This is a genomic window from Paenibacillus sp. DS2015 (genome assembly GCF_050433705.1).
Classification (GTDB): Bacteria; Bacillota; Bacilli; order Paenibacillales; family Paenibacillaceae; genus Paenibacillus_AQ.
The window spans coordinates 154,509-175,860 of the sequence record NZ_JBNPWS010000004.1; the positions used below are offsets into that span (position 1 = coordinate 154,509).

Annotated in this window: 17 protein-coding genes and 2 tRNA genes; 3 read left to right on the forward strand and 16 right to left on the reverse strand. The window is 41.5% G+C overall.

Features of this window, described 5'->3' with window-relative positions; all coding sequences use genetic code 11:
* Positions 1–2 precede the first annotated feature (2 nt).
* Positions 3–2,369: an endonuclease MutS2 gene (locus J2T13_RS05775; protein ID WP_429369213.1), complete on the reverse strand. Its 2,367-nt coding sequence runs from the start codon at positions 2,367–2,369 to the stop codon at positions 3–5.
* Positions 2,370–2,520: 151 nt separating this feature from the next.
* Between J2T13_RS05775 and J2T13_RS05780 the strand changes: the two genes are divergently transcribed.
* Entirely contained in the window at positions 2,521–2,877 is a 357-nt protein-coding gene (locus J2T13_RS05780; protein WP_429369215.1) for a phage holin family protein, read from the forward strand.
* A gap of 72 nt (positions 2,878–2,949) precedes the next feature.
* Here the strand turns inward: J2T13_RS05780 and J2T13_RS05785 are convergent, their stop codons facing one another.
* The gene (locus tag J2T13_RS05785) at positions 2,950–4,056 is read right to left on the reverse strand and encodes a GGDEF domain-containing protein (protein WP_429369216.1); all 1,107 of its coding nucleotides are present in this window, start codon (positions 4,054–4,056) and stop codon (positions 2,950–2,952) included.
* Positions 4,057–4,264: 208 nt separating this feature from the next.
* On the opposite strand from J2T13_RS05785, the gene J2T13_RS05790 reads away from it, so the two are divergent.
* On the forward strand, positions 4,265–4,651 hold the full coding sequence (locus J2T13_RS05790) for a cytochrome C oxidase subunit II (RefSeq protein ID WP_429369218.1): 387 nt from the start codon (positions 4,265–4,267) through the stop codon (positions 4,649–4,651).
* Positions 4,652–4,721: 70 nt separating this feature from the next.
* Here the strand turns inward: J2T13_RS05790 and J2T13_RS05795 are convergent, their stop codons facing one another.
* From J2T13_RS05795 to abc-f, 4 genes are all read right to left on the reverse strand, one after another.
* Entirely contained in the window at positions 4,722–6,365 is a 1,644-nt protein-coding gene (locus tag J2T13_RS05795; protein WP_429369220.1) for a hypothetical protein, read from the reverse strand.
* Between the two features lie 141 nt (positions 6,366–6,506).
* Positions 6,507–8,957 carry a phenylalanine--tRNA ligase subunit beta gene (pheT, locus tag J2T13_RS05800; RefSeq protein ID WP_429369222.1) on the reverse strand — a complete coding sequence of 817 codons (2,451 nt, stop codon included), beginning with the start codon at positions 8,955–8,957 and terminating at the stop codon, positions 6,507–6,509.
* Between the two features lie 27 nt (positions 8,958–8,984).
* Positions 8,985–10,019, reverse strand: a complete 1,035-nt coding sequence (gene pheS / locus J2T13_RS05805) for a phenylalanine--tRNA ligase subunit alpha (RefSeq protein WP_429369224.1) — start codon at positions 10,017–10,019, stop codon at positions 8,985–8,987.
* A 626-nt stretch (positions 10,020–10,645) separates the two neighbouring features.
* Positions 10,646–12,493, reverse strand: a complete 1,848-nt coding sequence (abc-f, locus tag J2T13_RS05810; protein ID WP_429369226.1) for a ribosomal protection-like ABC-F family protein — start codon at positions 12,491–12,493, stop codon at positions 10,646–10,648.
* Between the two features lie 112 nt (positions 12,494–12,605).
* Between abc-f and J2T13_RS05815 the strand changes: the two genes are divergently transcribed.
* Positions 12,606–12,752, forward strand: coding sequence for a hypothetical protein (locus J2T13_RS05815; protein ID WP_429369228.1), 147 nt, complete (start codon positions 12,606–12,608; stop codon positions 12,750–12,752).
* Positions 12,753–12,856: 104 nt separating this feature from the next.
* On the opposite strand, the gene J2T13_RS05820 is transcribed toward J2T13_RS05815, so the two are convergent.
* From J2T13_RS05820 to J2T13_RS05865, 10 genes are all read right to left on the reverse strand, one after another.
* Complete coding sequence (locus tag J2T13_RS05820; RefSeq protein ID WP_429369230.1) at positions 12,857–13,033, reverse strand: hypothetical protein; 177 nt, start codon at positions 13,031–13,033, stop codon at positions 12,857–12,859.
* A gap of 261 nt (positions 13,034–13,294) precedes the next feature.
* Positions 13,295–14,035 carry a hypothetical protein gene (locus J2T13_RS05825; protein ID WP_429369232.1) on the reverse strand — a complete coding sequence of 247 codons (741 nt, stop codon included), beginning with the start codon at positions 14,033–14,035 and terminating at the stop codon, positions 13,295–13,297.
* Positions 14,036–14,304: 269 nt separating this feature from the next.
* Positions 14,305–14,375, reverse strand: a tRNA-Gly gene (locus tag J2T13_RS05830).
* Positions 14,376–14,385: 10 nt separating this feature from the next.
* Positions 14,386–14,459 (reverse strand) — tRNA-Pro (locus J2T13_RS05835).
* Positions 14,460–14,742: 283 nt separating this feature from the next.
* Positions 14,743–15,702 (reverse strand): aldolase catalytic domain-containing protein, encoded by a 960-nt coding sequence (locus tag J2T13_RS05840; protein ID WP_429369234.1) that lies wholly within the window; start codon positions 15,700–15,702, stop codon positions 14,743–14,745.
* 282 nt (positions 15,703–15,984) lie between these two features.
* Positions 15,985–18,039 (reverse strand): ferrous iron transport protein B, encoded by a 2,055-nt coding sequence (gene feoB / locus J2T13_RS05845; RefSeq protein WP_429369236.1) that lies wholly within the window; start codon positions 18,037–18,039, stop codon positions 15,985–15,987.
* A gap of 85 nt (positions 18,040–18,124) precedes the next feature.
* Complete coding sequence (locus J2T13_RS05850) at positions 18,125–18,355, reverse strand: FeoA family protein (RefSeq protein WP_429369238.1); 231 nt, start codon at positions 18,353–18,355, stop codon at positions 18,125–18,127.
* An 18-nt stretch (positions 18,356–18,373) separates the two neighbouring features.
* A complete protein-coding gene (locus J2T13_RS05855; protein WP_429369240.1) occupies positions 18,374–18,625 on the reverse strand; it encodes a FeoA family protein in 252 nt (83 codons plus the stop codon).
* Positions 18,626–18,971: 346 nt separating this feature from the next.
* Positions 18,972–20,234 carry a DUF4129 domain-containing protein gene (locus tag J2T13_RS05860; RefSeq protein ID WP_429369242.1) on the reverse strand — a complete coding sequence of 421 codons (1,263 nt, stop codon included), beginning with the start codon at positions 20,232–20,234 and terminating at the stop codon, positions 18,972–18,974.
* The gene (locus J2T13_RS05865) at positions 20,191–21,351 is read right to left on the reverse strand and encodes a DUF58 domain-containing protein (protein WP_429369243.1); all 1,161 of its coding nucleotides are present in this window, start codon (positions 21,349–21,351) and stop codon (positions 20,191–20,193) included. The genes J2T13_RS05860 and J2T13_RS05865 overlap by 44 nt, the downstream gene beginning before the upstream one ends.
* Position 21,352: the final 1 nt, after the last annotated feature.

The window sequence follows — 21,352 nt, forward strand, 5'->3', positions numbered from 1 at the left end:
ATCTATTTAAGCTCGGCTACAGTAACTCCGTTTCCACCTTCCCCGTAATTACCCAAACGATAACTTTTCACATGTTTATGCTTACGGAGATACTCCTGCATTCCGGTACGTAATATCCCGGTTCCCTTACCATGGATAATGTAAACCATCGTCAAATTCCCAAGGAAGGCCTCATCGATGAAACGATCTACTTCCAATAGTGCCTCTTCAAGATTAGAACCTCGTAAATCCAGTTCACTTCGGATATGTTCATCCCTCGTACGATTAAGCGTGGTCACGTTACGCTGTTTTTGCTTATTCTCTGATTGGGAGGAGCTTAACAATTCTAGATCATCGAGGCTTACCTTCATCTTCATAATTCCCATTTGGACAAGAGCTTCTTTACTCCCTGTAAGTTCGACCACATGACCTTTCTGATTCAGACTATATACTCTAACCTCATCGCCTGCTTCAATAGCACGTGGAGCCTTAGATTGCATTTTACCTGGGCCCTTCTTCCGTAGCTTAGGCTCAGCTTCCTCGAGTTGCTTACGAATCGCAATCAGTTTGTGTTCCTTGACAGCCGCGCCCTCAGCCTGTGCGAGTTCCCGGAGTTCTGATATGATTTTTTCTGCTTCCGTACGCGCTTTATCAATAATGACCAACGCTTCGAATTCCGCCTTCTCCACTAGCTTATCACGTTGTTGTTCGAGCTTTTCTAGCTCACGTTGATGAAGCGTGCGTAATTGCTCCATCTCTTGACGTAGCTGCTCGGCATGTTCACGTTCATTCTCTGCACCTAGGCGGTTTTCTTCAAGAGAAGCAATCATATGCTCAACGCGCATATCATCCTCTTTCACTTCACCACGGGCATAATCCAGTATACTCTCTTGCAACCCTAGACGTTCTGCAATAGCAAAAGCGTTACTTCTTCCCGGCACACCGATCAGAAGCCGATACGTTGGACTTAGCGTGTTCACATCGAATTCCATACTAGCGTTAATAATACCTTTACGTTCATACGCATATGCCTTCAACTCACTATAGTGCGTTGTAGCGACCATACGACATCCAGATCTATGCATATGTTCTAGAATAGAAATCGCTAGTGCTGAACCTTCTGCAGGGTCTGTACCTGCTCCCACCTCATCGAGAAGCACCAGACTTTGTGGTGTCATTTGTTTCAGAATCCGAATAATATTAGTCATGTGACTTGAGAATGTACTCAGATTTTGTTCAATGCTCTGCTCATCACCAATATCTGCATAGATCGCATCAAATACACATAATTGACTTCCTTCCTCCGCAGGAATGAACAATCCGGACATAGCCATTAAACTAAGTAGACCGATCGTCTTAAGGGTAACAGTCTTTCCCCCTGTATTTGGACCTGTCACAATAATTGAAGTATGTTCGTTTCCTAACTCCACATCAATCGGAACCACTTGCTCTAGCGGAATTAAGGGGTGTCTCCCTTTCTTCAATTTGAGGTAGCGATCATTGTTCATCTTCGGCATTGAAGCTTTCATTACATGAGCCAATCGGGCCTTGGCAAATATGAAATCCAATTCGCCTACTAATCCGATATCAATTCCAAGCAACTCAGATTGATCCCCAACTAAAGCCGTTAGCTTCTGCAAGATAACTTCAATCTCCCGCTCTTCCTTCATACGTAACTCACGCAACTTATTATTCATATTCATGATAGCCTCTGGCTCGATGAATAATGTCGCTCCAGAACCTGACTGGTCGTGAACGATACCTCCGAAATAAGAGCGATGTTCTGCCTTTACTGGGATAACAAAATGATCACCACGAATCGTAACAAGTTGATCCTGTAACATTTTGGATACTGTTGAAGAACGAATCATCGAATCAAGCTTCTCACGAATGCGAGCCTCACCCGTTCTTAATTCGCGGCGGATTTGCGCTAGTTCAGAACTTGCCGTATCCATAACCTCCGAAGTATCGTCGATACATGATCTAATGGCATCCTCCATTGGCTTCTGCTCAGAGATTCCATCACTAAGCGTGAACAGAATGTTCACTTCCTGCTCATCGTGAACGCTTGCAACAAAACGCTTGATCCTTCTTGACCCATAAGTCATATTACTCACAAATAGCAATTCATGCGGATTTAATGCGCCTCCGATACGAGCACGCTTCAAAGCATCCGTAATATCCGTAATACCAGCAAAAGAAGGTGTCCCCTTCAATCGATCTACCGTATAAGCTTCATCTGTCGCTTGTAACAACAATTCTACAGACTCCAACTGAGTAACCGGCTCTAGATCATCCACAGCCTGCTTTCCCATCGTTGTCTGAGTGAAATCGGCACATTTATTTAAAATTTTACGATAATCTAAAGTTTTAAAAATCTTATTGTCCAAGAATACTCACTACTCCTTTCAATCATCACTTTATTATAACGAAATTACCACGAATTCGCCATTTACGATTCCATCAATACATAACATTCGGGAAAATTGAATACACTAACTCTCGAATACCATAGTTCTTATGTCTAAAGGAGGTCTTTACATGCATTTCTTAGGGCATGTCGTCCGATTTATTGTAGCTGCAATTGTATTAATGATTGTAGGCTGGATCGTACCTCAATTCTCAGTCGGGGGTTTCTGGAGTGCATTAATGTTAGCTCTGGTCATTGCCTTACTGAGTTGGGTAGTAGAAGGTATATTTGGCAAAAAGATTACCCCCTTTGGTCGAGGGATTGTTGGATTTATCATCAGTGCCTTGGTGATCTATATCGCCCAATTCATCGTCAGTGGTGTTAGCGTAACTATGCTAGGTGCTCTACTTGCTGCACTAGTCATTGGCATTATCGACCTGTTCATTCCGGTATCTACCCCCTATGAAGCTGGTCGTAGTAAAGGGTAGTGCACAACGCTATTCCTTGGTACACACAAGACAAGCCCCTGTATATGACAGGGGCTTGTCTAATATCATAGGTTACATCCGCTCTGCGGCTATTATAGCTGCTCTTGTTTCACATTCATCTGCTGTTACCACACGATTCTTTCCAGAACGTTTAGCTTCATAAAGCGCCTGATCTGCGTTATGGAATAAATTTTCTTTACCATAACCTTGGTGGTATACGCATAATCCTATGCTAACGGTTATAGGTTTGTTCTCCATATACGGATGAACCAATTGTTCAATCCCCTGCCTAATTCCTTCTGCCATCGCTACAGCTTCATCTGCCGTTTTATCCGTAAATATAACTGCAAATTCTTCCCCTCCATAACGTGCTGCGAAATCATTGGGCATCATTAGAGACGTTAACTTATTAGCTGAATCTTCTAACACTAAATCCCCTACCCTATGGCCATAAGTATCATTAACCTGTTTGAAATTGTCGATATCAATCAGAGCTAGAGACAGAGACAACTGATTGTTCTCGCATTGCTCTAGCAGTACTTCTAAATATTCATGAAATGTTTTGTGGTTGTATAAACCTGTTAACGCGTCTATTTTCAATAATTTATCGGAGATCGTCTTTTCAACCATCAATTGTTGCTCCGATTTAATGACGTTCTCCAAATGCTCTTTGAATTCGTTTACTCGAATTATAATCGTCCTCGCAATCATAATAAAGACGATAAATACACACTCCGTATAAATAAACTCATACATCGGTTTAGCATATATAGTATATTCGAGAAAGAAATAAATAACGCTGTATAACAGAATACAAGAGATAGAATAGCTAACGACTAATTTCCAGTCTAAATATACCAAAGAAACTAGCACAGGCAACAATAAGACAAATGGTGATGCGTACATCATGGGTCCGATGAAATACAATGAATAGGATAATAAAAATCCACATATCACAATCTTCTGTTTCTTAAACTTCCTTCCATAATGTAACCAGAACTCCATGAAAACCATCAATAACAGCATACCCCCATTAAGAATGGCACGCCAATTCAATTTAATATCCAACTTGCTTAATTCCATGATTCCTAGTCCTTCAGGCATGATCAGAATGACTTGTGCAATTGAAATCATACCGACTATAGCCCAATATGCATTAATAATTTTACGGTGCCACACGCCTTCTAGTATTACTTCCGTATGAATATCTATCCCCTACTTTTATCCAATATGATGTAATACCCATTATAACTAAATCTATATACCTGTAAATCATTTTGTTACTTCTTGTTCACTAATCATTCAAATGAATACATGCGATTGATCACATATTGAGGTATAATATTACTGTATTTGTCACACTATCCAACATTATCGGAGGGAATTTATGAGAAAGACACTTGCAATTATCATATCCTGCTTCCTTATTCTATCTTTAGCAGCATGTGGAGGTAATAATGACAACGCAGCTCCCACAAATAGTGGACTGACAGAAACTGGCGTTGCTCCAAGCGAGGAGTTAGTCATTAAGGCGACTAACTATAACTTCGACCAGAAAGAATACCATCTCAAGAAGGGTGTACCTGTCAAAATCATATTTGATAATGCTGAAGGAAACCATGGTGTACTTATTCCAGGCTTGAACCTTCAACTTGATCAAAAAAACTCTTCTAAAGTTATTACACCAGATAAAGCCGGCACATATGAAATCACTTGCTCCGTCTTCTGTGGTACAGGCCACACATCTATGATTTCAAAAATCATTGTCGAATAATATTAAATCCCCTTATGCCCCCTCAAGGATAACATCCTTCTAGGGATCATAAGGGGATTTTTTTCTTCATTCAATTCTGATCCTGTTCAATCAATTCAATCCACTCGTTATATTCACTTTGCAGTTTAGCATATTCTTCGCGGAGTAGACGATGTTCTTCCTCCATTTGTCCAGCCTGTTCTACCTGCATTTCATGTTCTACCTGCAATAGTCGATATTGATTCGCTACTAACTCGAATGATTCACCTATCTCTCGTAGTTCTGTCGCTACAGTCTCCTTCTCACCTTGAAGCGTTTCTACTTGTTGTTCTGACACCGCAATCTCTTGCTGCCAAATATCCAGCTCCTCCTGAAGCTTTAATTGCTCAGCACCCCAAGCTGATTGTTGTAGAGATAACTCTTCATACTGTTGTTTCCATGTCGTAAGATTCTGGTTAGATACTTGTAGCAATCCCTGTACCTCTTCATATTGTTTAGTAAGATCAATCACTGCCTCTTCAGCTGATTGATACGTACGCATAGTCTGCTCATACAATTCCTTCTGAACAGTGAGTTCATCGTGGAGTGACTTCATTCCCACTTCGAGGGTCTCATTCTGTTCGGTACTTTCTAGGATCCTTAATTCCAATTCTGAGATCTCTTCATTTCGTTTGTCGGCAAGCATCTTCCACGATGTTAATTCCGCAGTTAATCTGTGTACTTCCCCTTCGTATTTACGAGAAGAATCACTATATTCACCAACAGCCTTTTGCAGAGTCTGCCGTTCACTCTCAGACTTTGTTAAATCATTCTTCATTTGATTCAATTGCGTTTCTTGCTTCGTAACTTTACTTAAAAGAGATTGCTGTTCAGTCTTCAAAGTTTGTTCGCGATCTACAACTATCTTATGCTGCTCGATCAATTGAGAATGCCCTTCTTGACTCTTCTTCAAATCCTGTTCCACATTACGAAGTTTAACCTGTTGCTGCGAATGATTACTCCGTAATTCCACCATTTGCTTATCTAAATCTTGAATCTTCTGCTTGTGCTTCTGTTCCAGATTGGCCTGACTTTGCACCAACTGATCTTTCTTAAGACTCTCCTCCTTAAGGAGAGTCTTGTGTTGTTCAAGCTGCTTCATAAGTTCAGCCTTATCACCTTTAAGCTGTTGGATAGCTCCAGCCTTATCTTGTTCAAGCTGTTGGATAGCTTCAGCCTTATCACGTTCAAGCTGTTGGATAGCCTCTGCCTTATCACGTTCAAGCTGTTGGATAGCCTCTGCCTTATCACGTTCAAGCTGTTGGATTGCTTCATCCTTAGTCCGTCCAAGTTGTTCAAGAGCCTCATTCTTAGCCAGCTCGAGCTGAGCATACGCTATTCCTTGCTCCTTGAGCTTATCCTCGTATTCTTCTTGCTGCTTCACAAGCCGTTGCTGTTGTTCAACACGAACTGCTTGAAGCTGAGAAACCTCAGCTCTTAATTCACTCCGCTCACCCGTTAGTAGTTTTAATTCATTGCGAACTTCCTGCGTTTGAATAGCTTCCTCAGCGATGTGGACAGCTGCTAACACTGCAAGTTTAGGTGTATCTAGCCGTGAATGATTCTTTGATATACTGTTCATTCTTTCGTCGACGTAACTAGCAATTTTTTTCATATATTCTGAACTACTTCCAACCAGTTTATAAGAAGTCCCGTAAATTTCGACGGTGACACGTGTACGATCAGGTATATTCACTGTTTTGCCCTCCTTCACATGGGTGTTTATTCTTGCTGTTATCTTTATATTGAATAAGATCTTATATCCTTTATTTGTTGGTAAAAAAGCCACACCGAATCTCTATTTCTATGGATTCGATGTGACTTCGTTTAATTCCTGCTATTTTCTTAATTCAGCTGCAAAAGTTTGTTCAAGAGCTGCAACAACATTCCCATGCAACGAAGTCACTTCCTCATCTGTCAACGTCCGCTCCTGATGACGATATACGAGCGAAATCGCTACGCTCTTCTTGTTATCACCAAGTTTACTACCTGTATACACATCGAATACTTGCACAGTTTGCAGTAAATTACCTGCTGTTTCACGAATTACCGCTAGCAGGGCACCCGCTTCCACTTGAGAATCTACAACAAGAGCGATATCACGCTCAACAGCTGGATATCTAGGTAATTCGCGATATCTCACATCATAATTCGTATAGTCATAAAGAGGTTTAAGTAACATTTCTGCCACATAAACGTCTTCTAAATCTCGATCATGCTGAAGCTGAGGGTGTACCTGACCAAGCGTACCTAACAATACCTTAGCTCCTCCATTATTCTCTAAATAGATAGAAGCTGAACGACCTGGATGATACCCCTCGGGTTGATTCGCGACATAGGTTACATCTTGTTGTAGACCTAAATGCTCGAACAATGTTTCTAGCGCACCTTTTAGATCAAAAAAGTCTACCTTCACTGGATTAACATTCCATTGCTTCTGTCCAAGGTTACCACTAAGTAGAAATGCAAGTACTGGGATTTCCTTCGGTTGAGTCGTTAATTGTTCTTCCTCCGAGAAGAATACATTTCCCATTTCAAACAATGCCAAATCTGTTTGTTTGCGGTTAACGTTATATGCCATAGCATCTAGTAATTGCGGGATGATACTCGTACGAAGAACACTGCGCTCCTCACTCATAGGCATAGATAATCTAACCGGCTTACTCCCCACAGTTAATGCTGGAAACACAGCGGTTTGCTCTGGGTGGGTAAAAGAGTAACTAATTAACTCCTGCCATCCTCCATGCGTCAGCAATCTACGTAGATCACGTCTTAAAGCTTGTGGCTTCGTATAAGCCCCTGGCGTTGTTGGCCCCTCGATAGGTGTTGTAGGAATATTGTCGTATCCATATAAACGAGCGATCTCTTCGATTAGGTCAACATCACTTGTAATATCACCACGCCGTGTAGGCACGCTCACTTCAATCAAACCATGTGCTGAATCTGCACAATCGAAATGAAGACGAGTTAATATCGTTTTCACTTCCAGCATTGACAGTTCTGTACCCAACACCCGATTCAGTTTTTCCAGTGTAATCGAAACAATAAGCTCCTGCTTAGGTGTAACGATGCTCTCAACTACGCCTTGATGCACCAAACCATCAGCATGAACAGCGATTAAATAAGCAGCTCTGTTCAATGCAGTAATCACTGCACCCGGATCTACCTCTTTCTCAAAACGTAGGCTCGCTTCAGAACGAAGACCTAATTGACGGGAAGTTTTACGTACTGTCCCTCCATCGAATTTAGCTGATTCTAACAGTATACTTACTGTATTCTCAGTGACTTCAGAATTGGCGCCGCCCATAACGCCTGCAAGTGCTACAGGCTTCACGCCATCTGTAATCAATAGCATGTGAGGCTCAAGCTTCCGCTCTTGTCCGTCCAATGTCGTTAATGTCTCTCCAGCTTGAGCTAAACGAACATCAATTGCGCCATTCGCAAGCTTATCAGCATCAAAGGCATGAAGAGGCTGACCATATTCAAGCATGACGTAATTCGTAATATCCACAATGTTGTTAATGGGGCGTACGCCTGCGGCCATAAGGCGGTTCTGTAACCACTGTGGTGAAGTCTTAATCGTTACATTCGTAATATATCTGGCTGCATAGTGACTACAATGATCCGGTGCACTAACAGTTACTGAGATATGATCTGCCGCGACATCGCTAACTTCCACAAGATCTTTCTCAGGGGACGGCATTTTCACTTCACGTCCTAGAATAGCTCCCACTTCGTAGGCAGCACCACGCATGCTAAGACAATCGGAGCGATTCGGTGTTAAATCGAATTCCAATACCTGATCGTCCAGATCCAGAAATTGACTTATTGGGGTCCCAATCTCTACAGACTCAGGAAGTACTAGGATTCCTTCTTGTTGTTCTTTCGGTAACAACTTATCATTGATGCCTAATTCTTTGGCTGAACAGATCATACCGTGTGATGCAGCACCACGTAGCTTAGCCTTCTTGATCTCCATACCCCCAGGCATGACAGCTCCCACAAGGGCTACAGGGACCTTCTGACCCGCATCCACATTCTTGGCACCACACACAATTTGTAGATCCTCACCCTGTCCTGCATCTACAATACATATATTCAACTTATCTGCATCAGGGTGCTTCTCCTTGCTCTTCACATACCCAACCACTACTTTATTTACACCCTTATTGCGGTTCTCAATCTCATCGATTTCTATTCCTGCACGCGTGATCTGTTCAGCTAAATCCTCAGCCGTAACATTGTCTAACGCAACATAATCCTTTAACCATGCCATTGATACCTTCATATCTATCTCCCTTCCTTCTTGTCGAGATTAAATCCGTGCAAATTGCTTCAAGAAACTCATATCACTATTGTAAAAATGACGAATATCGTCAATTCCATATTTCAAAATGGCGATGCGTTCAACACCCATACCAAAAGCGAATCCACTATACTCCTCCGGATCATAACCACCCATTTCAAGTACCTTCGGGTGCACCATACCGCAACCTAGAATTTCAAGCCAGCCTGTATGCTTACACATCCGACAACCACTTCCACCACACTTCACACACGTAACATCTACTTCAGCACTAGGCTCTGTGAAGGGGAAGAAGCTAGGACGCAAACGAATCTGAGTATTCGGACCGAACATTTCTTGCACGAACTGCTGCAAGGTTCCTTTTAGATCACTCATACGAATGTTCTTATCAATAACAAGACCCTCAATTTGATTGAATTGGAAAGAGTGAGTAGCATCATCATCATCACGACGATATACTTTACCAGGACAAATGATTTTGACTGGAACCTCACCTTCCATGGCTTGCATCGTACGAATCTGTACTGGAGACGTCTGAGTACGCATCAATAACTCCTCAGTAATATAGAACGTATCCTGCATATCACGAGCGGGGTGATTCTTAGGAAGATTTAAGGCTTCAAAGTTATAATAGTCAGTCTCCACTTCAGGTCCTTCAGCAATGCTGTAACCCATACCGATGAAGATCTCTTCCATATCCTGAATAACCTTATTCAGAGGATGGATGGCTCCTTGGGTCATTCTTCTACCTGGCAACGTAACATCCACTTGCTCAGCTTGAAGACGTTGTTCTGTTTCTGCCCGCTGAAAAGCATTCTGCTTAGCCTCAATAACTTCCTCAATCGCTGCACGAACCTCATTCCCCACCTGTCCGACAAGGGGTCTCTCTTCCGCACTCAAAGAGCCCATTCCTCGTAAAATCTCCGTTAACGCTCCCTTTTTACCCAAATACTTCACACGTAAATCGTTTAATGTTTGAGGATCTAACACATCTTGCAAATGAGCTAACGCCTCAATTTTTAATGCTTTTAACTTGTCTCTCATAGCCTTTCATGCCCCCCTGATTTCACTTAAATGCAATAAATAATGAACATTCATAATCCATTTTGCTCCAAAATAGTAATAAATTATAAGAAGAAACGGCTGCGCCGTCCTTTCAAGGGACGGCATCCGTTTCTCGTAAAAATATAAGGATCATTTATTATGTACAGCATATAAATTCTTATATTTTAACAAAAAAGGCCCTTCCTCCCCGAAAAAAGGGACGAAAAGACCGTGGTACCACCCTTGTTAGAAATCATGCTCAGTTGAAGCTATAATACTTAAGGCTTCTGTCCATCCAAGCATCACTTTCTCACTTTTAGACGATTATAACGGATCGTGAACCGATACCCTCTACGCTTATCAACCATAAATTAAAAAAGCCTTCTTTATGATCAAGTTCAAGGAACTGCTCCGGAGGGAACTTCAGTAGCCTATATCTGTAGAAACGCTCTCAATCTAAAGGCGTCTCCTCCCTGTATAGAGGCACTACTTACTCTTCTCCATCATTGCATTTCATTAATAACAAAAACACACTCTATTGATCATTATTATATGCATAATTGTGAATGCTGGCAAGTCTAGTCCCTTTTTCAGCACTAAAATTATGCTTATATTGAGTATAGATCCTATAGCCTTTCCAGATCTTTACGTAGCATGCGAATTTTCTCTATTCTCGAAGTATTCTCCTGTTCCGTTCCTTCATCTTCATTCAACAATCTTGACAGCTCCCATGCTAATTCAATTCGTGCATTGTCATTAGATGAATTCCACACCCCTGACTGCCCTTTCATACTTATACGTTCTTCCTCTTCTTCTATCGTTCCTTCGAACATTTGTGGTTCATGCTCGTTAGATAACGTCAATAGACGATTTGCTAGCTTCCGTACAAGCATTCGGTCATGGGAGACTACAACAAGTGCTCCAGGGTATTTTTGAAGAACATCTTCAATAACCTCACGTGTTACGATATCTAAATAATTCGTCGGTTCATCGAGCACAAGCAGATTAGCGCCACTGAAATAAAGCTGTACAAAGGCTATCCGGCACCTTTCTCCCATACTAAGAACGCCTACCTTCTTGAATACATCCTCACGCGAGAAGAGAAAACACCCTAGAATGGTTCTTGCATATGACTCCGTCATATCTGGTAAGCCTAACAAGGTTTCCAGTAACGTCTGTTCATCATCCAAGCCATCTAATTCTTGGGAGAAATATCCGATAGTCAGTGCTGGATGATGCCGAACTTCACCTGTGTTAGGAATCGTATGCCCCATGATCAGCTTCAATAGTGTCGATTTGCCTGTGCCATTAGCCCCTCTAATCGCAATCCGATCCCCTCGAGCTACAATATAATCCAGCTTATTAAACAACATACGATGTCCCTTAAATTCAAAATCAACCTGCTCAAGTCTCACTAGATTACGTGCAGCAAAAGACCCCGTCCCCATCTGCATGTTTAATTTAGGACCACTCCGCGGCTTCTGCACGCTCTCTGCATCAAGCCTTTCCATTTCTTTTTGCTTAGCATGATAACGAGAAATGTTCTTCTTGGCTTTCGCTTTATAATAACTAACTGTGCTCGGCATTTCTTGTTTCGTTGCTGCACGATCTGCTTTGTTGAACCAGTCTTGATATCTTCTTATGGATTCTTCTAGCGCTTCACGAGCCTGTTGTTGCTTCTTATGAAGTGCTTCTTGTTCCCTCAATTCCCTATCTTTTTCGCGTCGATAGTCACTATAATTTCCTTTATATTTCTTCAAGCCCGCTTCAGTTAACTCACCAATTCCAGTAGCTACTCGATCTAAGAATGTTCTATCATGAGATACGAATAATACGGTCCCCTCATAATGTAACAGCCATTGTTCTAACCACAGCATACTTGATTCGTCCAAATGATTTGTCGGCTCATCTAACATGAGGAATTGAGGTCTGCGAACGAGGAGGGAAGCCAGACGCACCCTCGTTTTTTGACCCCCGCTTAACTGGGCGAATGGAACTCCCCATAGCTCAGAGCTAATCTGAAGCATCGTCAAGATCTTCTCTAGTTCAATTTCCCACCTAAAGCCATCTAATTGCTCGTATTGTGCCATCCAATGCCCATAAGCCTCAAGCAATGAATGACTCTGATCTGAGGAAATATGCTGAAGCTCATTCTCGCATCCTAGCAGTTGCTGCTTGATCTCACAGAGTTCCTGACTGTCATACTGAGCCGCTTGTAATGTCGTTAAATTCAACAAGTGATCTCCATGTTGTTGCATAACTCCCCAATGTTCTACTGGCAAATGACGCTCAACCGTACCTTTGTTTGGTTCTACCTCACCAGTTAATATTTGAAAAAGAGTACTCTTCCCCACGCCATTACTCCCACACAAGGCGATTCTTTCCCCTTCATAAATCTCTATGTCTACGTGCTCAAAGCACAATTTACCATTCCACTCTTTTCCTAAACCCCTACCCTTTAAAATGCTCATCATATAAATCATCCCCTCTTTAAATATCAGCAACTATTCGTTTTACAGACGGATTGCTGAACCATTTTCTCGGGTTATGGACGACATCAAGGAATTAACACCGTAACTCATAACCTTGAAAACACAAAAAACCGTAAGCGCAGGCCTACAGTGGGATAGTAAAATGATGATATGGCTCAACAAAGAAGAATCGTCAACAAACCCTAACGATGACGATAACCCCAAAATTGGACACACCTATCCTCTCCCCTACACACTGTAGAGACTGCCTGTTTCATTTACATGCAGTTTATAGAGAAATAGATGGTTTACTTCATGGGCGTCGTGGTTACCTCTTCTTTGTCTAGAATTTGTTTAGTTTAACGCTTACATTGTATCATACGTAATTCCATGTATCAATAATCCCTTTGGGGCAGTTAGGGCCGTAAAGTCTTCTTGAGAATCCACCTCAAATCCGGAACGCTCTATAGCTTGCTTAAAGGCACTAGAGTTAAAAATATCCGGTGCATCGATAAATTTCTGTTTGACCTCCAGTAAAGTCATACGTACGGAGAAACTGCGTGAACGTTGCTAAAATTCTGAGCATCTTTCAAAACCCAATCGGCGACAAATTGTTTTATACTCAAGTCGGTCTTTTCAAGCAAATAGCAAAACTGAAAATGGGAAACTCTTATATAAAATGAGTGATATATGGGTAGTTGTCACTTCTAAGATCCTGGAAGGTCAACATATGTTCTTCAATTATTCCAACATCTAAGAACAACAGACAAAAAGCTTGCTAAAGACTTGGGACAAGTTTTTTGTCTATTTTTCAATAGGTTTAACTTCAATTTGATCCGCAACAAATTCATTCTTCGCACTGTCGAATTTATAAGTGACATTAAAATCACACACATATGTGGTAGACCCGACCACAGCCCCCCCGAGGTTCAATTTTATTTTTTGATTCTCCAAATAATAAATATATACACCACCAAAAGCAAGGCTATCTTGCTTGTGATCCGGCACTGGATCAAACCCATAATTGAAGTTATATTCTTTTCCTTGTGCTTTAACTGAAATCGCTAACGTATCGTCACCCTTTTTAGCAACATGCGTTTCAAGCTGATCAGCAACAATCTCCTCATAGCTTTGGACTTTGAATTCGGATAGATCCTTGTCGCTAACGACATGAATATCATAATTGTCTAAGCCTGTTCCTCGCCCAGTCTGGATGATAATTACGGCTTCTTCTTTTCCGTCACCTGTAACATCCGTATAAAATACCTGCGGAGCAGTTCCAGTATCAACAGGTACATTCCAAACAAAATCTTTTTGGTTACCGTTAATATCTAGCTTTACCCCATCCGTTATTGAATAAAGTTTCACCTTTTCATTCTCCGAGGTTCCAATCTCTTTTGCATCAGTATCTTGTACCCGCTGTGTTGCTACTTGTTTACTCGGCGACTCGCTCGAATCTGGCGTCACCGTTGCAGGCTTATCTGGTCCACATCCTGAAAGTAAAATGACACTCAACAACATCACTACAGCAAGCTCTTTTTTCAACACCATAATCCCCTTTCATCTACCTAGCAGAAATTATATCAGAGCATATGAACCGATGAATGACATAATATTAACATTATTTACGAATAGAGTTAATATTATGTCATCTAATCACTAACAACAAAACGACAAAACAAAACCCATTTCACCTGAAATTTTTCATTACTTACTTAAAACCAAACAACGGTTGCAACCAGAATAGAATTTATACAACTACCGAAAGACAAAAAAAAGCCTCTGCAGCGCAGAGGCTTTTTTTTTATAAAGGAAGCGGGTGATGGGAATCGAACCCACGCTATCAGCTTGGAAGGCTGAAGTTCTACCATTGAACTACACCCGCGAAGGTCGTATCGGGACGACACGATTTGAACATGCGACCCCCTGGTCCCAAACCAGGTGCTCTACCAAGCTGAGCTACGTCCCGTTATGCTCTTCGATAATGAATTACTCTCTCCGAAGACAAGTAATAATATATCATGTTTAGATCACATTTGCAAGTTTTTTTATTAATTTAGACAAGTAGAAACGGCAATGCCGTCCTTTTTCAAAGACGGCACCCGTTTCAACGGAAATATAAGGAACATAGTATCAAGTGAAACTTATACTTTCTTATATTTTTACAAAAGGGAATCAATGTAGAGCTAATTCTCATTGATTCCCTTTTCAGACATTACATTGGTATATGTAATAACGTACGTAAATACATATTATTTTTGTTCAAAAGTTACTTCTGGAGTCGTCAATTTATCATAGAAATCTACAGACTTATCCTTATCTTTCGAAGACCGTATAGCCATAGCCGAACGCGGATGCTCGTCCAATGAACCCGTAATCATATAAGGAATGATGTAGCCCCACTCTTCCTTCTCACGTAGAGGAATCATTAAACGTTCAACGACATCTAGTACAGGACGAAGCTTATAAGGCGTATTCTTTAACTGCGAAACTAACAATTCCGTAGGACAGTTACCCGCCGCACGGCCCATACCGTATACGGATGCATCCAGCAGTTCAACACCAAGCTCAGAAGCCACGAGTGTATTAGAGAAAGCAAGCTGTAAATTGTTATGAGCATGGACACCTAGACGCTTATTTGGAAGATGAGTCTTAAACTTGTCCACTAAAAATTTGATATCATTGTGATCCAGACTTCCATAAGAATCAACAATATATACAACATCAACAACACTATCTTTGATCATTTCAAAAGCTTCAATTAATTCATTCTCCATAACATTAGACAGAGCCATAATATTCAATGTTGTCTCGTAGCCACGCTCATGGAATAGCTTCACAAGCTGTAGCGCTTTATCTACATCTTTAACGTAACAAGCTACCCGAATCAGATCAAGCATACTCTCCTCGCGATTCAGGATATCGCTCTCATCTACGCGCCCAATATCTACTAAAGCAGACAATTTAGTGTTCCCTTTTTGCGGAATCACTTTCCGTAGGAAATCATCATTCAGGAATCTCCAAGGACCCGCATTCTCAGCACCAGTCAGCAACTTAGGAGAGTTCTTATACCCAACTTCCATATAATCAACCCCGGCTTCATTTAGACCGGCATATAAATTTTGTACAAATTCAACACTGAAATCCCAGTTATTAACTAGACCTCCATCACGAATTGTACAATCAACAATTTTACTGTGGTTTACTTTCATCAATATTTTCTCCTTTCAGCCTTACAATATTAGTTCATCATACTTTAATGCAGATCGCGATGTAAAGCAATATAAAAACCACCGAATTATTCATCCAGTGGTTGTGTAAGCGGACAGGAACAATTAGAGGTTTCTTGGAGAGAACATCCCGAGCAGGCTGTTTCCCCCTTGTGCAGGCTTCGAACATTCTTAAGGATAATCCATAATACGAAGAACACGATTAATCCACCAAGAATCCAATTTATCATTATGATCTCTTCTTTCTCATGAATTTCCCTGCGACTACCCTAGCCCGACCAACCGTCCCCCCTGATAGATGATAAAAGCTACAATCCAAGCTGTTGCCGTCTGATATCCCACAGCAAAGAGTGTCCACTTCCATGAGTTCATTTCTCTCTTGATAGCCGCAAATGCAGCAATACAAGGCATATACAACAATGTGAATGTCATGAAAGCGTAGGCCTTCAGCGGAGTGAAATATAGCTGGAGCGAAGCCATAAGCTGTACTGAATCTTCTCCCACTTCACCTAGATTATTAAGAATACCCATAGTAGCTACAACAGCCTCTTTTGCCACGAATCCCGTAAGTAACGCAACCGATGATCTCCAATCTCCAAAGCCCAGCGGGGCAAACACGGGTGCAATGAAGTTTCCTACTGCTCCAAAAATACTATCACTCACATCGTCAACCTGACTCAACGAGAAGCTAAATGTTTGTCCAAACCATATAATAACGGATGCTGCAAAGATGACTGTACCGGCTTTTTTAATAAAACCTTTCCCACGGTCCCACATATGAATCGTCAGACCCTTAAGAGTAGGAATACGATAGGGTGGAAGTTCCATCACAAAAGGTTCAGCTTCTCCTTTAAAGATCGTTTTCCGAAGTAAAATACCAGAAAGTATAGCTACAACCATGCCGAGAATATAAAGCGAGAAAATGACTGTACTTTGTGAAGTTGCAAAGAAAGCCGCGGCAAATAAAGCATACACTGGTAGACGTGCTCCACAAGATATAAACGGTGTCAAAATGATCGTTAATCTTCTGTCTTTCTCATTCTCCAACGTTCTAGTTGCCATGATCGCTGGCACACTACATCCGATTCCCATAATCATAGGAATGAATGATTTGCCACTGAGTCCTATCTTTCTAAGTAATCGATCCATAATAAAAGCAGCCCTAGACATATACCCGCTATCCTCCAATATGGCTAGAAAGAAGAATAGAATCATAATCTGGGGTACGAATATAAGAATACTACCAAGACCGGCTATGATCCCACCAACGATGAGTGACTCTAGCCAATCTGCAGCCCCTGCTAGATGTAATAATGTAGTCGTCATATCCGCTAAAGTTACATTCATGAAGTGATCAATGAAATCAATGGTGAAGCTCCCAACAAATCCGAAAGTAATTGTAAACATCACATACATGACTAATAGAAATAAGGGAATAGCCAGAATGCGATTCGTTAGAATTTTGTCGATTTTGTCAGACACCGTTAACTCTCCCGAGATTCTCTTCTTTCTAACAGACCTACCGACAACCCTCGAAATATACTTATACCGCTGATCGGCAAAAATAGATTCTATATCATTGTCATATTCTTTCTCAAGCTGATCACGCAATGGTCTAATAACATCTATTGCATCATTACCTAGCCCGGTTTTGACAACTACTGTTTCATCCCCTTCCAATAATTTCACCGCGGCCCAGCGAAGAGGATAACGATGATTGCTCCACTTGTGTATCATGGCATCAACTACTAGACTTATACTTTCCTCAACCTTCTCTTCAAAAATAACTAGAGTAGGCAAACTTAGCGTCTCCGTGCTTGTGGCTACACTTTGAACCATTTGAAGCGCCTTCTCTATTAGTTCTCTTGCACCCATACCTTTGTTAGCTGATGTGGGGATGATCGGGACCCCGAGTTCTTTCTCTAATTTGCTGATTTCAATCTTATCACCCTTCGCTTCAAGCGAATCCATCATATTTAGTGCAATGACAACGGGGATACCCAGCTCAAGTAGCTGTGTTGTCAAATACAGATTTCTTTCAATATTCGTTGCATCTACAATATTAATGACTACATCAGGTTTCTCATCTAATATATAATCTCTTGCGATGATCTCTTCTAACGAGTACGGAGACAGAGAATAAATACCGGGAAGATCTACAATCTGAATATGTTCTTTAAATCTCCTGGCTTTTCCCTCTTTCTTCTCTACGGTTACTCCCGGCCAGTTCCCCACATGCTGCGTACTCCCCGTAACCTCATTGAACAGGGTTGTTTTTCCGCAATTTGGATTGCCTACAAGTGCGAATCTATAGGTCATGCACAATCCTCCTGTGATTCAGAATTAATAATGATTCTCAATGGTATGGCGTTTAAAGAGCTGCACATGTATGCAGCCCGTTGTGCTATAGTTTCTGAACCATAATTTGGTCTGCTTCTGCTTTACGAAAGGTTAACTCGTATCCTCTAATGTTCACTTCCATGGGGTCACCCATAGGGGCTACTTTTCGAACGATAACTTCTGTTCCCCTCGTCACCCCCATATCCATAAGTCGTCTTCTAACAGGTCCTTCCCCTTTAATAGCTAAGATGATAGCTTTATCTCCCGGTCTACAATCTTGTAATGTTACTTCCATCCTAATTCCTCCAATCATCTACACAACTACCCATAATTGCTGTGCAACACCTTTACTTAAGGCTAATCTAGAATCTTTTACACACACGATCAGATTTCCACCGTTCTCTGAAATGATTGTAATCTGTGTTCCTGGAAGCATCCCTAATCCCTCTAGAAATTTTCTAGTAGTCTCTTTACCTCTGCATTCTTTAATCGTTGCCGAACTTCCTATTGGGAGCATGGTCAATGGCATCATTTCAATCCTTTCTATCCTTTCTATACCTTTCAATCCTTTCTATCCCGTAAGCCTTATTCCTCACTGATATTGATAACCACTATCAGTGGTCTGATGTTATCAATGTAAGTCCATCTTCTAAATACTGTCAATTACAAATAAGCACTCTACTACAACCCAGAAAGTGACCCAAATTGCAATAAATCCTTATTCAGTAAGACCTCTGCAAAATCGAGTCTCGTTTAAGACACAAATATTTCATTTAATATCCTCATTTTCAACACAAAAAATTAACAAAAAGTTCACCAAAATACAAAAAAACCATGTTGTAGTTGGCACTAAGCCGCTTCAACATAGTTTATCTATTATTATAGTGATCCTTGCCGCACTACTTGACCCACTACTTTCCGATCTTCCATTGATCATGAATGTGTGTCATCTCGGATTCCTCTACCTTCTTACTCCCATATCGAACGTCATTATATAACGAAGTAACTTCCTGTGCGAATGACTCCTTCTTCAGATCGGTCCCGAGTTGATTAGCAACCTCATTAGGCGTCTGAGATGTAGAAAACGATAACCCACTCTTGACAGCTCTTCTAATCATATTCCGGTAATAGTATCTTATTTGATCACTTGCATTATCTGGAAGAGTATCTTTCTGACGAAAAATAGTACGACGACGTGTTGGAATCACTACTTTTTCAGCTTGGTCAACATAGGATGGCGCCTCTTCTTTCATCACAGAGGAAGCTACACCCCACAAATGTTCAAGTCTGCCCATCCATTTCCGAATTATTTTCCAAACAAATCTGCCTATAAAATAGGCTGCAATGGCGATCGCCACGATTGCGACGATCTGGATCAATACATTTAACCACTCTCCACCACCGCGAGAAGTTTCCTCTGACAGCATAGGTGGCAACTCTATAGGCCCTTGTTGCGGAGGATCGACATTCGTTGCTTCTCCAGATTTCAACCATCCAAGCAACCACTGTACAACTGAACGAAACAGCCAATAAAGTCCTTCAGCGAGCTGATTATACAAGGCCACTATAAATAATACCAATATAATGATCCACATCCAGATTCGATTAATCATCCTCAGTGGACGAAGGGCAGCGGATACCCAGATATCACTAATAGCTGCTGTCTGCAGTTGCCTAGATTGTAAGTTCAGCAAATAGGAACAGAGAATCAGTAATGTAGCTATGTACAATTCAACCTTCATTCCATCAGACAGGCTCGATCCAGCAAATAAGGAGATGACTACTGCCATAAATAGAGACACAAGCTGAACATTAACAGGCAAACGTTCAATCCAAGTCTTTACCGAACTACCCCGAAGTGAAGAAATCACGACTAAGGTAATAACGATCCAAGAGCTCCAGTCAGACTTAAGCCCTCCTATAGCGATAAATACGGCTAAACATATGGCTATGCTGCTGAGCCAAGAAGTCCCTCTTTTTTTAACCCATTGGAAACAGATCTTGCCCATCATACTACCAAGCCACATCAGACCTGCCACTACCCCAGCATTCATATCCTTAACATAAATAGATAATAACAATAATAGCGGATATACCACGGCTAGTTCTAGCAAGGCAAATAATCCAGAGTTAACGTAAATCATCAGTAGAGAACGCGTTCGTTGACGACGCATGCTGTTCCTCCTTGTATTGCCCGTATGCTCCATCTATCTCTATTGGCAAAATAGTGATGCTATGGCCGCGTGAACGTAAAAGCTCGATTCGCTCCTCCATCTGTGAAGAAACAAAAGCTGTGATCAGTAGATAATCCCATCTATCTTCGCAGTCCCGCTCCAATTCCTCCATTAAGTATTGTTCAAAAGGTTTCTTACATTTCATTTGTACTTCTGCCATAGCTTGGAGCAGGTCTTCTAGATGAGGCTGCCCACCCGCTGGTATCATTCTTATTGAATCGTAACTATCCTTCGTAGACTCCGTATGACCATTATGACCGAACCCCACCTTCATGCCTCGATCAGTAACCCAGACCGCTGCAGTAGCTGCATAAGAGAGTGCCCACTCGACCATTTCAGGATTGCTCACAACGTTCCACATATTCGGTGAGACTTGAACATTCACACAAATGAATACTTCGGGATCCGAACTGTAACCCTGTTTATATACCTGTAAAGCTCCAGATCGAGCACTTGCCTTCCAATGAATGCGATTCATAGGTTCCTGCCCTGTATATTCACGAGTCCCTGTAATTAAGAAGGGATCCTCAACGACAAAGCGGGATACTTCCAACTCTCCCTGCCATGTTCGATAGGAGGGTGGCAATTCATTTAGTTCAAGAAGAGACGGGTATACAATGAGCGACAAATGCACGGGTAAGAGTCGAGATGAGTTATAAATACCTAGTAGATCGCCTCCTGTCATCACTACGGTCTCTTGTGCATAAATGCCCCGCTGTAACGCCGTAACAGGATGACGTCGTGTTATTCTATAATAAGGTTTTAACGTAAACAGACTTCGATGATTCTGATATATATTCCCTTGACTAACTTCCCCCGTTTCCACAGACTGGAAACGAAAAGACGCAGGCAACATCGCTTCGAGCCGCAACCACAGTACAGGAATACTTTTAGAATTAGAAATTGTCTCCACCATTTCGAACGAATCACCTGCAAAGCAACGATCAAGACTCAAGACACGAGTATAGTTAATTTTACGCAATGCTGAAACACCAAAAATTAGCCCTTGTAGCACAGCAATGAGAACTGCCGACAGGCACAGCCACAACACCGCCATG